The organism is Rothia sp. 27098_8_161, assembly GCF_041432905.1.
Classification (GTDB): Bacteria; Actinomycetota; Actinomycetes; order Actinomycetales; family Micrococcaceae; genus Rothia.
Genome location: NZ_JAPWAL010000007.1, coordinates 23490 through 37213, shown reverse-complemented (window position 1 = coordinate 37213; position 13724 = coordinate 23490). Strand labels below are relative to the sequence as shown.

Annotated in this window: 10 protein-coding genes, 1 tRNA gene and 1 other RNA gene; 8 read left to right on the top strand and 4 right to left on the bottom strand. The window is 59.1% G+C overall.

The genetic code is table 11. The annotated features are described in order from the left end of the window. Positions 1 to 90: 90 nt before the first annotated feature. A complete protein-coding gene (locus O3648_RS04140) occupies positions 91 to 819 on the bottom strand; it encodes a queuosine precursor transporter (protein ID WP_279755161.1) in 729 nt (242 codons plus the stop codon). 568 nt (positions 820 to 1387) lie between these two features. On the opposite strand from O3648_RS04140, the gene O3648_RS04135 reads away from it, so the two are divergent. Further along, the gene (locus O3648_RS04135) at positions 1388 to 2083 is read left to right on the top strand and encodes a TetR/AcrR family transcriptional regulator (RefSeq protein ID WP_371568629.1); all 696 of its coding nucleotides are present in this window, start codon (positions 1388 to 1390) and stop codon (positions 2081 to 2083) included. 91 nt (positions 2084 to 2174) lie between these two features. On the opposite strand, the gene O3648_RS04130 is transcribed toward O3648_RS04135, so the two are convergent. The 3 genes from O3648_RS04130 to ffs all read right to left on the bottom strand — a co-directional run bounded on the left by O3648_RS04130 (position 2175) and on the right by ffs (position 3146). After that, positions 2175 to 2498 carry a type II toxin-antitoxin system VapB family antitoxin gene (locus O3648_RS04130; protein WP_279789757.1) on the bottom strand — a complete coding sequence of 108 codons (324 nt, stop codon included), beginning with the start codon at positions 2496 to 2498 and terminating at the stop codon, positions 2175 to 2177. Positions 2499 to 2617: 119 nt separating this feature from the next. Continuing rightward, positions 2618 to 2706: transfer RNA gene (locus O3648_RS04125), tRNA-Ser, on the bottom strand. Positions 2707 to 3049: 343 nt separating this feature from the next. Next, an RNA gene (gene ffs, locus O3648_RS04120) (signal recognition particle sRNA small type) lies at positions 3050 to 3146 on the bottom strand. Between the two features lie 198 nt (positions 3147 to 3344). Here ffs and O3648_RS04115 point away from each other — a divergent pair. The 7 genes from O3648_RS04115 to purL all read left to right on the top strand — a co-directional run bounded on the left by O3648_RS04115 (position 3345) and on the right by purL (position 13616). Further along, a complete protein-coding gene (locus O3648_RS04115) occupies positions 3345 to 6161 on the top strand; it encodes a DNA polymerase III subunit gamma and tau (RefSeq protein ID WP_371568626.1) in 2817 nt (938 codons plus the stop codon). Positions 6162 to 6331: 170 nt separating this feature from the next. After that, positions 6332 to 7471, top strand: a complete 1140-nt coding sequence (gene recR, locus O3648_RS04110) for a recombination mediator RecR (protein ID WP_371568624.1) — start codon at positions 6332 to 6334, stop codon at positions 7469 to 7471. Between the two features lie 186 nt (positions 7472 to 7657). After that, on the top strand, positions 7658 to 8953 hold the full coding sequence (locus tag O3648_RS04105; protein WP_371568622.1) for an aspartate kinase: 1296 nt from the start codon (positions 7658 to 7660) through the stop codon (positions 8951 to 8953). A 97-nt stretch (positions 8954 to 9050) separates the two neighbouring features. Continuing rightward, entirely contained in the window at positions 9051 to 10001 is a 951-nt protein-coding gene (locus tag O3648_RS04100; RefSeq protein ID WP_371568620.1) for a 3-methyladenine DNA glycosylase, read from the top strand. Between the two features lie 201 nt (positions 10002 to 10202). After that, complete coding sequence (purS, locus tag O3648_RS04095) at positions 10203 to 10454, top strand: phosphoribosylformylglycinamidine synthase subunit PurS (protein ID WP_005507194.1); 252 nt, start codon at positions 10203 to 10205, stop codon at positions 10452 to 10454. A gap of 5 nt (positions 10455 to 10459) precedes the next feature. Then, positions 10460 to 11272: a phosphoribosylformylglycinamidine synthase subunit PurQ gene (gene purQ, locus O3648_RS04090; protein WP_279741396.1), complete on the top strand. Its 813-nt coding sequence runs from the start codon at positions 10460 to 10462 to the stop codon at positions 11270 to 11272. A gap of 25 nt (positions 11273 to 11297) precedes the next feature. After that, positions 11298 to 13616, top strand: coding sequence for a phosphoribosylformylglycinamidine synthase subunit PurL (purL, locus tag O3648_RS04085; RefSeq protein ID WP_279755017.1), 2319 nt, complete (start codon positions 11298 to 11300; stop codon positions 13614 to 13616). Positions 13617 to 13724 lie beyond the last annotated feature (108 nt).

Below are 13724 nucleotides of genomic sequence, written 5' to 3'. Positions count from 1 at the left end.
GACATGCTGTGTATTGAATAAAGCTGAAATGGCAACGCCGCCCAGGCATTAGGCCGGGCGGCTCTGCACATCAGCTATAAGGAGGTTAGCTTACGCCACGTACTCGAGTTCGTGACGCTTGAACCAACCAATAATCGGGTAGCTGATCGGCATGAGGAGCACCTCGACCAGGCACTTGTAGATATAGCCAATCAGTACGTAGTTGATAAATGCTTCCGCGGTATCGATGCCGAGCACCGGTGCCGCGATGGAGCAGAAGATGAGGGTGTCGAGTAGCTCACCAACCAGGGTGGAGACAATCATGCGTAGCCACAGGAAACGGCCTTTGCATGCCTTCTTCATTGCCACCATGACCCAGGCGTTCAGGGTCTGACCGAAGAGGTAACCGAGCAGAGAGCCCGCAAAAATCTGCCAGACCGGGCCAAGAACCTGCGCGAATGCCTCCTGGCCGGTGTAGAAGCTCGCAGCGGGCAGGTGCACGATCAGCAAGAAGCATAGGGCAGCAAAAGCAGCCGAGCTGAAGGACGCCACAATCGCGCGGCGGGCACGCTTGAAGCCGTACACCTCAGAAAGAAGGTCGCCAATCACGTAAGCGAGCGGGAAGAGAAAGAAACCACCATCGGTGACAATGGTCGAACCAATCAGAGGCAGTTCGAAGGGTAGCGGACCGAACTCCACACCCTTGGTTGCACCAATATTCGAGATGATTAGGATGACACAGGATGCGCCCAGCAGCAGATCAAAGTAGCCGCGGCGACCAGCCCAGGGCACCGTAACGGTGCTCGCCTGAGCCTTAGATTCGCTAACGGGTTTAGCCATTACTTTCCCCAAGTCTTTCTTCATGCGATGTGTTTCTTCACGTAAGGTACGAGCCTTCACGCGTGGTGGTAAGCCTGCAATGCAGGGCAGGGTTCACCAGCTCGTCTGCCACCCGAGCCTATCTAATAGTACATATATGCCGTGCCGGCGGCAGGTTTATGGGCTTCGTTCAAGAGTGTGGACGCTATATGCGCCCGGCTACCCGGTGTGGGGTGCTTGCGGAACCGCCTTATCCCGGCGGAGGCGGAACCCTCACACCTACACAATGGAGGTATGAAGAGTCTGAGCCGCAGATTTCGTCACAGCGGAGTTCACCGTACCGGTGCTCACCATACCGGGCAGGTGGCGTCCCCACTGGGGGCTGGGCGTACTTTACGCGCCTCGGTGCGCCGCTTGGTTCGGGGCTCTATACGGCGAGCGCGGAGGTGGCGGCACCGTAACCAGCGGCAGCTGAATGCGCATATTCCGCGTCTGCATCCGTTTTTTTGACTATGCGGCGCGCGCAAATTTCTTGGTGACACATTTAATCAATTCGTCATTTACTGACGGTTTGGGGTAGAGTGTCACTATGCCTCGTATCTCTGCAGCAACCAACGCCGCCCAGCGTGAGAACACCAAGCGTGCCATTCTCGACTCCTTCGGCGAGATCCTCTACACCCGCGGCCTGCCCGGCCTGACCATGACCGACGTCGCCAAGAACGCCGGTATCGGTCGCACCGCGGTCTACAACTACTTCGCTGACATGGGCGAACTGCTGGTCGCCTACGCCCTGGACGAGACTGAACGCTTCCTCAACGAGCTGCGCGTCGGCCTGGATGGTATCGAGAACCCGATTGACCAGCTCGCGGTCTACGTTCGCCTGCAGATCAACGATTTGGCGCGCCGTCACCTGCCTCCGGGCCCGGCGATGCGTTCCATGCTTTCCCTCGAGTCCTATGCGAAGCTCGGCAAGCACGTGCACGAGCTGCAGATGGTGTTGGCGCATATTCTTTCTGCCGCCATTGCTGAGAACTACATTCCGAAGAACGATATTCGTGAACTGGCGATGCTCGTGCACGGTTCCCTCTCCTCAAGTGCGGGCCGTGCGGAGGACGCGCCGGATGAGGAGACTCGTGAACGCCAGATTCTGAGCACAATTCGTTTTATTCAGATGGGTTTGGGTGCCCGTTTTGATGCTCAGGGTGCCCCAGTTCGCTTGGATTCTCAGGAGTCCCTGCCAGAGCAATCGCCTGTGCAGGAGGTAAACCTGAAGGTTGCTTCCTAAGGGTTTAGCGGGCTGAATAGCTACATATAATGCCGCGGACCTAATGCTTCTTTGTATTGGTCCGCGGCATTTTCTGTATTCGGGTGGGTTTTTATGCGCTGGACAATAGTGCCGGGGAGATGGAGTCCAGGTCTAGTACGCGCGCGTACATGACGGCACGGCGGTGCAGGGCGTTACGCAGTGCGCGGTGCACGCCGTCTTCGAGGTAGAGTTCGCCGCCCCATTTGACCACGTGCGGGAAGAGGTCGCCGTAGAAGGTGGAGTCTGCGGCAAGTAGGGTCTCGAGGTTGAGGGTTTTTTGGGTGGTGATGAGGGTGTCGAGGCGCACCTGCTGCGGCGGGATTCCTCCCCAGTCGGCGTGGGTCATGCCATGCTGGGGGTAGGGGCGACTGTCGCCTACTTTTTTGAAAATCATAGTGGTGCTTTCTACAGGTATGGGGAGCCTCGGCGGCACGTGCAACCGTGGGGTTCTGAAGAAATAGTACCAAGGGGCGTAAAAAATCCCCGGTCTTAGAATCTAAGACCGGGGATCGGTGGCGGAGGATGGGGGATTTGAACCCCCGAGGGCTGTTAACCCAACACGCGTTCCAGGCGTGCGCCATAGGCCGCTAGGCGAATCCTCCAGCTATGTTTTCTACGCATTGCGTAGGCAACGAATAAAACTTTACTACGCTTTTGCAAAACGCGCAAGTCCTGGATAGGAAAAGTAACAGAAAGCACACTTGTGAATGCTGGTGCCCCTGCTTTTGGGCGGAGCGCCAGCGGAGCGGGCACGCAGTGCATATGACGGGTGCAAACTATCCAGGTGCCTGATTTTGGGCATGAAAAACCTCCTACGCAACCGCTGAGGATTCGGATTCTGAGCGAGCGAAGAACAAATCCGGATCCGAAGCCGCGGAGCGCCAGCGGAGCGGGCACGCAGTGCATATGACGGGTGCAAACTATCCAGGTGCCTAATTTTGGGTATGAAAAAACCTCCTACGCACCCGTCATAGCTCGAATACCCTTGCTACCTTCCGGTCCTGGGGGAGTTTTCCAAGATAACGCCACGTAAGAGGCAAGAACCAGTGTACCGGATTTTTGGGTTCTTGGGAATTCGGCGTGTCTGCGGTATTTCTGTGGGCATACATATCACCCGGGCGAGCATCCGGGGTGGTGGTGTGATGTGTTCGCTGGTGACTGTCGGCCACTCGGGCTGGGGGTAAAACGTCTAAAATGGTATGGATTGTCCTATCCGCACCCCCGAGTTGAAGAGGTTGCCGTGAGCACTGCCCTTTATCGTCGTTATCGTCCCGAGACCTTTGCTGAGGTTATCGGGCAGGAGCACGTGACCGAACCTCTTATGGTCGCCCTGGAGAAGAACCGTGTAAATCACGCGTACCTGTTCTCGGGTCCGCGTGGTTGCGGTAAGACCACGTCGGCGCGTATTTTGGCGCGTTGTTTGAACTGTGCGCAGGGTCCGACTCCTACTCCGTGTGGTGTGTGTGATTCGTGCCGTGAGCTCTCGCGTGATGGTGGCGGTTCCCTTGATGTGATTGAGATGGACGCGGCGAGCCACGGCGGTGTGGATCATGCCCGTGACCTGCGTGAGCGCGCTACTTTGGCGCCGGTGCGTGACCGTTACAAAATCTTCATTATTGATGAGGCGCATATGGTGACCCGTGAGGGTTTCAATGCGCTACTAAAGATCGTAGAGGAGCCGCCGGAGCACGTGAAGTTTATCTTCGCGACGACTGAGCCGAATAAGGTGCTGGGTACTATTCGTTCGCGTACTCACCATTACCCGTTCCGTTTGGTTCCGCCGGAGGTTCTTCTGCCATTCCTTCAGGGTCTGTGCGACCAAGAGCAGGTGGCTGTAGAGCCGGGTGTGCTGCAGCTGGTGATTCGTGCTGGTGGCGGTTCGGTGCGTGATTCGCTGTCGATTCTTGATCAGCTGATGGCTGGTGCGTCTTCGCAGAGCGGTATTGAGTATGACCGTGCGGTAGCACTGCTGGGTTATACCCACGCACAGCTTCTGGATGAGGTTATTGAGGCGTTGGGTGCGAAGGATGCGCCGACTCTCTTTGGTGCGGTTTCTCGTGTGGTGGCGACTGGTCAGGATCCTCGCCGTTTTGTGGAGGATTTACTCGAGCGTCTACGTGATTTGATTGTGGTGAAGGCTGTTCCGCAGGCTGCCGGTCAGATCTTGCAGGGTATTCCGCAAGATCAGTTGGAGCGTTTGGCTCAGCAGGCTCAGGCTCTGGGTGAGCGTGAGCTGACGGTTGCTGCGGGTACGGCACATGAGACTTTGAATGGTATGACAGGTGCGGCGAATCCGCAGCTTCAGCTGGAGTTGCTGTGTGCTCGTCTGCTTCTGCCTGCGGTGGAGAATTCTGCCGGTGGCACTGAGGTTGCGGCATTGGCTTCTCGACTGCAGGTGTTGGAGCGTCGCGTGGCTTCTGGTTCTGCTGGTTCAGTTCCGGCGCAGGGTGGCATGTCTGTTGCTCGTGCGGCAGGTATGGCGGCAGCTGGCCTGGCGCCTAAGACTCAGACTCCTAATGCGCAGGTTCCTAGCACCCCGATTCAGGAAGCGGTTCAGGAGCCGGCTCAGCCCGTGCATCAGCTTACTTCCCAGCAGGTACCCCCTCAACAGAGCGGTTCTCAGCAGGCTAGCGCCGGTGCTCCCCCGCTGGCGGGCGCGCCCCTTAGCACTGCACCTCTGGCACGGACCGTGCAGGCCCCTGCACCTCAGGTTGGTGCTCCCCTGGCGGGTAAAACCCCTGCAGCACCTCATGCTCCGGAGGCTCCGAATGCCCCGACTTCTGCTGCAGCTGATGCCACTGCGTCGGGTACCCCCTCCGCGCCTTTGAAGCTTAACCCGAACGATCCGCTGGCGGCTGTTCAGGGTAATTGGCGTGCCATCCTTAACCGAATGAGCATTCCGGGTGCGGCGGAGCAGCTGATGAAGGTGCGTCCCGCCCGGATGGACGACGCGACCCTGTACGTGAGCGCCGACATTGCGACTTTGCGTGCGGTTAAGGGCTTTGTACCCGAGCTGACCGCCCGCGTGAGTGAGTTCCTGCGCCGTCAGGTGACCATTCACGCTCAGGTGGCGAAGCCCGGTGAGCAGGCCAGGCCTGCAGTTCAGTCTGCCCCTGTAGCTCAGTCCACAGCCCCCAGTGCTGCCGCAACGCAGCCTGCAGTTCCGGTGGCTGTCGCCCCGCAGGCGTCTCAGCCGTCCGTTCAGCAGACTCCCCCGCAGTCCGCGCAGCCGGCGCCACTGGCTGATGGTCTGCGCGGCGGTGAGGATGCGTGGCGTCGCCACGGTCAGCCGCTGACCGGTGCAAACACCCCCGAGTCTACAAGCGTGGATGCGCCCCTGGGTGCATGGGAGGTTGCCACGATTCCGCAGAGCGCCCCCGAGGAGGCACCTCAGCAGGCTGCCCCGGTTGCCCCGCAGGCACCGGCTGGTCCGCTTGCACCTGAGTCCCCAGTAGCCCAGCAGGTTCCGGTTGCTCCGGCGGGCGGTTTTGGTGAACGTGATTCCTTTGCAGCCTCCGGTAGTGGGGTTCCGCAGCAGGAGAGCGCTGCTGAACCCCAGCATGCCCCAAATCCCCAGGGTGAGCAGGAGTCTCCGTTCTCGCAGGAGCCCCCTCACCTGGAGGAACCTCCGTATGAGGAGGAGCCCACCTTTGAGGATGAGCCTGCCTACACTGAACCGGTTGAGGCACCCGCGATGCCCGCAGCGCCTGTAATGCCTGCTACGCCTGCAGCACCGGCTGGTCCACTCGCTACTCCGGTTGCCTCAGCAGACCCCCTTGCTGCGGCAGGTCCGTTGGCAGAGGCACCGCAGACGACTGCGGCTGATAATACTCCAGCAAGCGATGAGAAGCCCGCAGCGCCAGCTTCTAACGCACCTACCGTGCCGACTCCTAACGCACCGGCGGGACCGGCTCGCCCGCCACACGCCGCATCCGATGAAGACTACGTCTCTGAGGATGACGAGAAGCTCGAAAACAGCGCCTTTATCGGTTTGCGCGCTATCGAAAAAATTATTGGGGGCACCGTCATTGACGAACGCCCCCTGCACCAGCCCTAACACGGGGTCGTAGGTGCCGCGCCCGCCATCGCACCGATGGCGGGCGCACTCATTCCACCCGCATACTCGCTACGCGAAACGCCCCTAAACTGTCGGGGGTTGGGTGCATACTCATAACGTCGCCCAAGAACAACACACCAGCACGACACACCACATCTGAAGGAGAAGCCATGTACGAGGGAGCAGTTCAAAACCTCATTGACGAGCTCGGCCGCCTGCCGGGTGTGGGCCCCAAGTCGGCTCAGCGCATCGCTTTTCACATTCTGAATGCGGATGCTGCCGATATGGCGCGCCTAGCCAACGCCATTTCCACGGTGAAGACCAGTGTGAGCTTCTGCGAAGAGTGCGGCAATGTTTCCGAGACGAAGCTGTGCACCATCTGTCGTGATGAGCGCCGCGACCCGTCCGTGTTGTGTGTGGTCGAAGAATCAAAGGATGTGGTGGCGATTGAGCGCACCCGTTCTTTTACCGGCCGCTACCATGTGCTGGGCGGTACCATTAACCCGCTGGCGGGTGTGGGCCCGGAACAGCTGCGTATTCGTGAGCTGGTGTCCCGCCTGGCGGATGAGCGCATTCAGGAGATTATTCTGGCGATGGATCCGAACCTTGAGGGTGAGGCAACCGCAACCTACCTCTCGCGCATGCTTGTGCCTCTGGGTGTGCGCCTATCGCGTCTGGCGTCGGGTCTGCCGGTCGGCGGCGATCTGGAGTACGCGGACGAGATTACCCTAGGCCGCGCGTTGGAGGGCCGCCGCGTTATTAGCGAGGGCACAGCGGTGGCTCATACTGCTGCCGAGGACTTTGAGCGCGTGAACCGCGAGGAGGAACAGGAGCGTGAGCAGGCGGCTCAGGTTCAGGCTCAGGAGGCGAAGCAGAGTCGTCGCCGCTGGAATTCGAGCATGTTTGATGACCTGGATTCTGAGGATTCTGCCGGTTCCCGCATGGAGGCGGCTGAGGGTGTGCAGGGCACGGTGGAGGAGCAGCTGATTAAGCAGGTTCTGCAGGAGGCTGAGGAATTCGGCGACAAGGAATCCGGCGAGGAGGTCTCACCCGCCGATTCTGCTAATACTGAAACCACCGCAGAAGCCACCCCTGATCTGGGCGAAGACTCCGGCAAGGACGCCCCAGCGAGTACCGCCTCCGAACCCGCCGAAGCACCCGTAGCCGAGCAGGCAGAAAATGCGCCGGAGGTGTTCCGCACCCCCGACTATGAAGAGAAGATCCGCTCGATTCAGAACGCCCCGTTGCGTACCCCGAAGCCGGATGTTCCGCCGCTGCCGGGTGTCACTTACGTGAACCCGTGGACATAAAAACTCGCCTCGCGGGCTTGCCGCACCCACCTCCACATTCCGCATCACTACCGCGTAATACTACGTAATATTTCACGGGACAATACATACGGGTGCACAGTTCGCCGCTTGTGCTGAACGCCGTCTACTATAAACGAGAGGCCGGCGTCTGCCGGTAGCACACAAGTAACTGACCTGGAGATATCAATGAGCCTGATCGTCCAAAAGTTCGGCGGTTCCTCCGTAGCGGATGCGGAGGGTATCAAACGTGTTGCCCGCCGCGTCGTGGACACTCAGAAGGCAGGTAACGATGTAGTCGTCGTGGTGTCCGCTATGGGTGACACCACCGATGAGCTGCTCGACCTTGCCGCAGAGGTCACCAGCAATGTCACTCCTTCCCGTGAGCTGGACATGCTGCTGACTGCCGGTGAACGCATTTCGACCGCAATCCTGTCGATGGCAATTAACGACCTGGGTGCTAAGGCCCAGTCTTTCACTGGTTCTCAGGCTGGCATGATTACCGACGGCGTGCACGGTTCTGCGCGTCTGGTAGAGGTCAAGCCGGAGCGTATCCGCGAGTCGATTGACGCCGGCAATATTGCGATTGTTGCTGGTTTCCAGGGTATGAACCGTCAGAGCGGCGATATTACGACTCTGGGCCGTGGCGGTTCTGATACGACCGCTGTTGCTCTGGCTGCTGCACTGAACGCTGACGTGTGCGAAATTTACTCCGATGTGGACGGTGTGTTTACTGCCGATCCGCGCATCGTTCCGACCGCGCATAAGCTGGATACCGTCACCAGTGAAGAGATGCTGGAGATGGCGGCAAATGGTGCGAAGATTCTGCACCTGCGCTGTGTCGAGTATGCTCGCCGTTTTAATTTGAAGCTTCATGTGCGTTCTTCGTTCTCGAACCTTGAAGGCACCATTGTGATCCCGGAGGACTCCGCGGAACTGACCCCCACCCATCTGAAGGAGATTCCCTTGGAACAGCCCCTGATTTCTGGTGTTGCACACGATCGTAGCCAGGCGAAGATTACCGTTGTTGGCGTTCCGGACATTCCCGGTTCGGCAGCTAAGGTGTTCGGCCTGATCAACGAGGCGAAGGTTAACCTGGACATGATTGTTCAGAACGTGCCGACTGACCGCCCGAACGTGACCGATATTTCCTTCACTCTGGATCAGGCTCAGGGCGATGCTGCGCTGAAGGCGCTGAAGGCTGCGCAGGCTGAGCTGGGCTTCCAGGAGGTTATTTACAACGAGTCGGTTGGTAAGCTGTCGCTGGTTGGCGCGGGTATGAAGACTAGCCCGGGCGTTTCGTTCACTTTCTTTGACGCACTGTCTTCTGCTGGTGTGAACATTGACATGATTTCGACTTCTGAGATTCGTATTTCTGTGATTACTGAGCTGAGCAAGCTGGATGAGGCTGTGCGCGCGGTGCACACTGCGTTCGGCTTGGACACTGAGGGCGAGGCTACTGTTTACGGTGGTACTGGCCGCTAGGGCTCGTTTGTGAGCTGTACGCTTCGGGAGGGGCGGTGCCGGGTTTTCTCGGCACCGCCCCTTCGTCGTATTTTTATGCATAGTTTAGGCTAGAAGCATGAGTAGTGTTGTACTTTCCCAGGTGATGGATGCCCGCGAATGGCGTGCCGCCCAGTCAGCGCATGAGGCGCGTGCCGGCCGCTACGCTGACCCGTTTGCGCAGCGTCGCGCCCGCCACGAGGCGCACCCCGTGGAGGACTTCCTCTTCACCTACTACACGCTCAAGCCCGGCCAGTTTAAGCGCTGGCACCCCGGCGCCGGCATCATCCTGCTGGATGCGCCCGAGCGCGCCTCCTGGCGTTTTTACCGGCCCGCAACCGAACAGGAGCTCCTTGACGCTGGCTGCACTCCCGAGGTGGCGCGCACCCAGGCAGAGGCCGCCTCCGCCGTCACCGTGGACGTCACCGATTTTGTGGAACGCCGCGCTACCGCTCTTGCTTTTACTCATGAAATTCTGCGCAATACCGTGGCGAAGAAGGGGCAGTTCGGCTGCTTTGGCATGCACGAGTGGGCGATGGCATACAAGTCAGTGGAGAACAATATCCGCCACGACTACCTGCAGTTGCGCCTGGGTGCGGAGGGCACGGACCGTGTGGTGGAGAAGCACCGCATCCGTTGCTCCCACTTTGATGCGTTCCGTTTCTTTATGCCGCAGGCCGCACCCATGAACGAGCTGCAGCCGACCCGCGAGTCCCAGCGTTTTTTGGAGCAGCCGGCGTGCCTACACGCGAATATGGACGTGTACAAGTGGGCATATAAACTGTTGCCGCTGGTTGATTCGACCCTGGTCATGGATTGTTTCGACCTGGCGTGGGATGCGCGCGAACTGGATATGCGCGCGGCCCCCTACGATATTCGTGACTGGGGGTACGAACCGATTCCGGTGGAGACGACCGAGGGTAAGGCTGAGTACGTGCGGATTCAGCGTGAGCTCTCGGAGTATTCGATTGAGCTGCGTGAGCGCCTACTGAGGGTGTGCGAGCAGTATCTACCCCCGTTGGGTGATTAGCGGCCGGTGTTCACCGGTTTGTCGGGAACTACTCGCGGATGGGTTTCTAAGGCTCTGCTGCTGGCCCAGTGCATGAGAAAAAGACAGGTGATGGGTCGCTCATTTGTTCATTGGTAGGTCTCGCCATCTCACTTTTTGCTTCACTGGGGTAGAATGAGATACGGCTCATACAGAACCCACGCACCCAAGGAGTGCCCACACATGGCCCGTATTGTTGTTGATGTTATGCTCAAGCCCGAAATTCTTGACCCGCAGGGTAAGGCTATTTCTCACGAGCTTCCCCGTATCGGCGTCGATTCCTTCGTGGATGTTCGCCAGGGTAAGCGCTTCGAGCTGACCGTCGAGGGTGAGGCTACTGAGGAGCACCTCGCAGCTGCCCGTAAGGCTGCTGAAGAGTTGCTGTCGAACCCTGTCATCGAAGACGTTGTGAACGTTTCGGTTCTGGAGGACTAAGACCTATGGCTGAGTCCCTCGCACCTACTGAAGTCCCCCTGGTTGGCGACTTTTCTACTTATTCTCCGAACCCCGCTTTCGCCGATGCGCGCGTTGGCGTGGTGACTTTCCCCGGCACCCTGGATGACCGTGACGCTGCGCGTGCTGTCCGCCTGGCTGGCGGTACTGTTGTCGAGCTGTGGCACGACGACGCTGATTTGAAGAACGTTGATGCCGTCATTATTCCTGGCGGTTTCTCCTATGGTGACTACCTGCGTGCCGGCGCTATTGCTGCGAAGGCTCCCGTGATGCATTCGGTGATTGATGCCGCTAACGCTGCTGGTACCTCCGGTTCTGCTCCCCTGCCTGTTCTGGGTATTTGCAATGGTTTCCAGATTCTGACTGAGTCTCACCTGCTGCCCGGTTCGATGATTAAGAACGATCACCGCAAGTTCATTTGCCGTGACCAGGTTCTGCGCATTGAGAATAACTCCACCTCCTGGACGAGCAACTACGCTGCTGGCCAGGAGATTGTTGTTCCTCTGAAGAACCAGGACGGTCAGTATGTTGCTGACCCGAAGACTCTGGAAGCGCTGGAGGCTGAGGGCCGCGTGGTGTTCCGCTACGTTGGTTTCAACCCGAACGGTTCCCGTAACGACATTGCTGGCATCAGCAATGAGCGCGGTAACGTGGTCGGTCTGATGCCGCACCCGGAGCACGCTGTGGAGCCTGGCTTCGGTCCTTCCTCTTCCGGTTTTGGTGAGGTTTCTCTGCGCGGTGGCGCCGATGGTCTCGGCGTATTCACCTCGGTTCTTGCCAACCTGATTAACGCCCGCTAACGCACGACAAGGATTCTAAGAAGTTATGAGCGAAAAGCAGTTTAACCTCGACACCGTCGAGCACGCGGCGGCAACCCCGGACACTGAACTCCCCTGGGCTGAGCTGGGCCTGAAGGAGAACGAGTTCGAGGATATTAAGGAGATTCTTGGTCGCCGTCCTACCGCGGCTGAGCTGGCGATGTACTCGGTCATGTGGTCCGAGCACTGCTCTTACAAATCTTCTAAGGTTCATCTGAAGCAGTTCGGTGCGAAGGTCACTGATGAGATGAAGAAGGACCTGATGGTCGGTATCGGCGAGAACGCCGGTGTGACCAACATTGGTGACGGCTGGGCTGTTACCTTCAAGATTGAGTCCCACAACCACCCGTCGTATGTGGAGCCTTACCAGGGTGCTGCTACCGGTGTGGGCGGTATTGTGCGTGACATTATTTCCATGGGTGCACGCCCGATTGCTGTGATGGATCCGCTGCGTTTCGGCGCGATTGATCACCCGGACACCGCCCGCGTTATTGGCGGCGTGGTTGCCGGTATTGGTGGTTACGGTAACTCCCTGGGCCTGCCGAACATCGGCGGCGAGGTTGAGTTCGATGCCTGCTACCAGGCAAACCCGCTGGTCAACGCACTGGCTGTGGGCATTATGCGCCACGAGGACATCCGCCTGGCGAACGCATCGGGCGTGGGCAACAAGGTTGTTCTGTTCGGTGCACGCACCGGTGGCGACGGCATCGGCGGCGCGTCGGTGCTGGCTTCTGAGTCGTTCGATGACACCAAGCCTTCGAAGCGTCCTGCTGTTCAGGTGGGCGACCCCTTCGCTGAGAAGGTTCTGATTGAGTGCTGCCTGGAGCTGTTCAAGGGCTCCGTGGTTGAGGGTATTCAGGACCTGGGTGCTGCGGGTATTTCCTGCGCAACCAGCGAGCTGGCTTCTAACGGTGAGGGCGGCATGCACGTCGACCTTACCAAGGTTCTGCTGCGTGACCCCACTCTGACTCCAGGTGAGATTCTGATGTCTGAGTCTCAGGAGCGCATGATGGCTGTTGTCTCTCCCGAGAACGTGGAGCGCTTCGAAGCGATCATGAATAAGTGGGGCGTGGAGTACTCCTTCCTCGGTGAGGTCACCGATTCTGGTCGCCTGGTCATCGAGTGGGACGGCGAGGTCATCGTGGATGTTGACCCCCGCACCGTTGCACACGACGGCCCCACCTACGAGCGTCCTTACGCACGCCCCGAGTGGCAGGATGACCTGCAGGCTAACCACTTCACCGGTTCGCCTGCTGACGATTCCCGCCCGCGCGGTGAGGAGCTGGGCGAGGCAATCAAGGCGTTCATGGCGTCCCCGAACATGTGCTCCAAGTCCTGGATTACCAACCAGTACGACCGCTACGTTCAGGGCAACACCGCCCTGTCCATGCCGGACGATGGCGGCGTGGTGCGCGTGGACGAGAACACCAACCTCGGTGTTGCTCTGGCGACCGACGCCTCCCCGCGTTTCACCTACCTGGATCCGTACGAGGGTGCTCGCGCGTCCTTAGCTGAGGCGTACCGTAACGTTGCGACCGTTGGTGCACGCCCCGTGGCTGTGTCTGACTGCCTGAACTTCGGCTCTCCCGAGGATCCGGACGTCATGTGGCAGTTCGCTGAGGCTGTTCGCGGCCTCGCTGATGGCTGCATGGAGCTGGGTGTTCCGGTGACCGGTGGTAACGTGTCCCTGTACAACCAGACCGGTGGCAAGGCTATTAACCCGACCCCCGTGGTGGCGATGATGGGTGTGATGGATGACGTCACTCGCCGCACCCCTTCGGGTTGGGCTCCGGAGCATGACGGTCAGGCTATCTACCTGCTGGGTACTACTCGGGATGAGCTGGACGGCTCCGAGTGGGCTCGTTTCAAGGGTCACCTGGGCGGTCAGCCGCCGAAGGTTGATCTGGCTCTGGAACGTCAGCTGGGTGACATGCTGGTGAATATGTCTCGTGACGGCATGATTGATGCCGCACACGACGTGTCTGCTGGTGGTCTGGCTGCGGCTCTGTCGGAGGCTTGCCTGCGTTTCAACACCGGTGCCCGCATTGGTCTGGGTGAGGTTGCTGAGCGTGACGGCGTGGACCTGTTCACCATGCTGTTCTCTGAGTCCCTGGGCCGCGTTGTGGTTTCGGTTCCGCGTTCTGAGGAGGTGCGCTTCAAGGATATGTGCACTGCTCGCCAGTTCCCCTTCGCACGTATTGGTGTGGTGGATGCTAAGTCGAACGCTCTGGACTTCCAGGATGAGGTTTCTATTGACCTGGATGAGCTGCGTGCAGCTCACGAGGGTACTCTCGCTTCTTACTTCGGTGAGGTTGCGAAGGGCTAGTCTTCGGCTAGTTTGAGACTAACGCCGAAAGGGGCGGATGCTTGTGAAAGCATCCGCCCCTTTTATTACGCCCGCAGGCTTGTGCGTTGGACGTTTAGGCGTTCAGGT

Coding starts and splice junctions, on each gene's coding strand:
- O3648_RS04140 (WP_279755161.1), bottom strand. CDS start 819: ATGGCTAAACCCGTTAGCGAATCTAAGGCTCAGGCGAGCACCGTTACG.
- O3648_RS04135 (WP_371568629.1), top strand. CDS start 1,388: ATGCCTCGTATCTCTGCAGCAACCAACGCCGCCCAGCGTGAGAACACC.
- O3648_RS04130 (WP_279789757.1), bottom strand. CDS start 2,498: ATGATTTTCAAAAAAGTAGGCGACAGTCGCCCCTACCCCCAGCATGGC.
- recR (WP_371568624.1), top strand. CDS start 6,332: ATGTACGAGGGAGCAGTTCAAAACCTCATTGACGAGCTCGGCCGCCTG.
- O3648_RS04105 (WP_371568622.1), top strand. CDS start 7,658: ATGAGCCTGATCGTCCAAAAGTTCGGCGGTTCCTCCGTAGCGGATGCG.
- O3648_RS04100 (WP_371568620.1), top strand. CDS start 9,051: ATGAGTAGTGTTGTACTTTCCCAGGTGATGGATGCCCGCGAATGGCGT.
- purS (WP_005507194.1), top strand. CDS start 10,203: ATGGCCCGTATTGTTGTTGATGTTATGCTCAAGCCCGAAATTCTTGAC.
- purQ (WP_279741396.1), top strand. CDS start 10,460: ATGGCTGAGTCCCTCGCACCTACTGAAGTCCCCCTGGTTGGCGACTTT.
- purL (WP_279755017.1), top strand. CDS start 11,298: ATGAGCGAAAAGCAGTTTAACCTCGACACCGTCGAGCACGCGGCGGCA.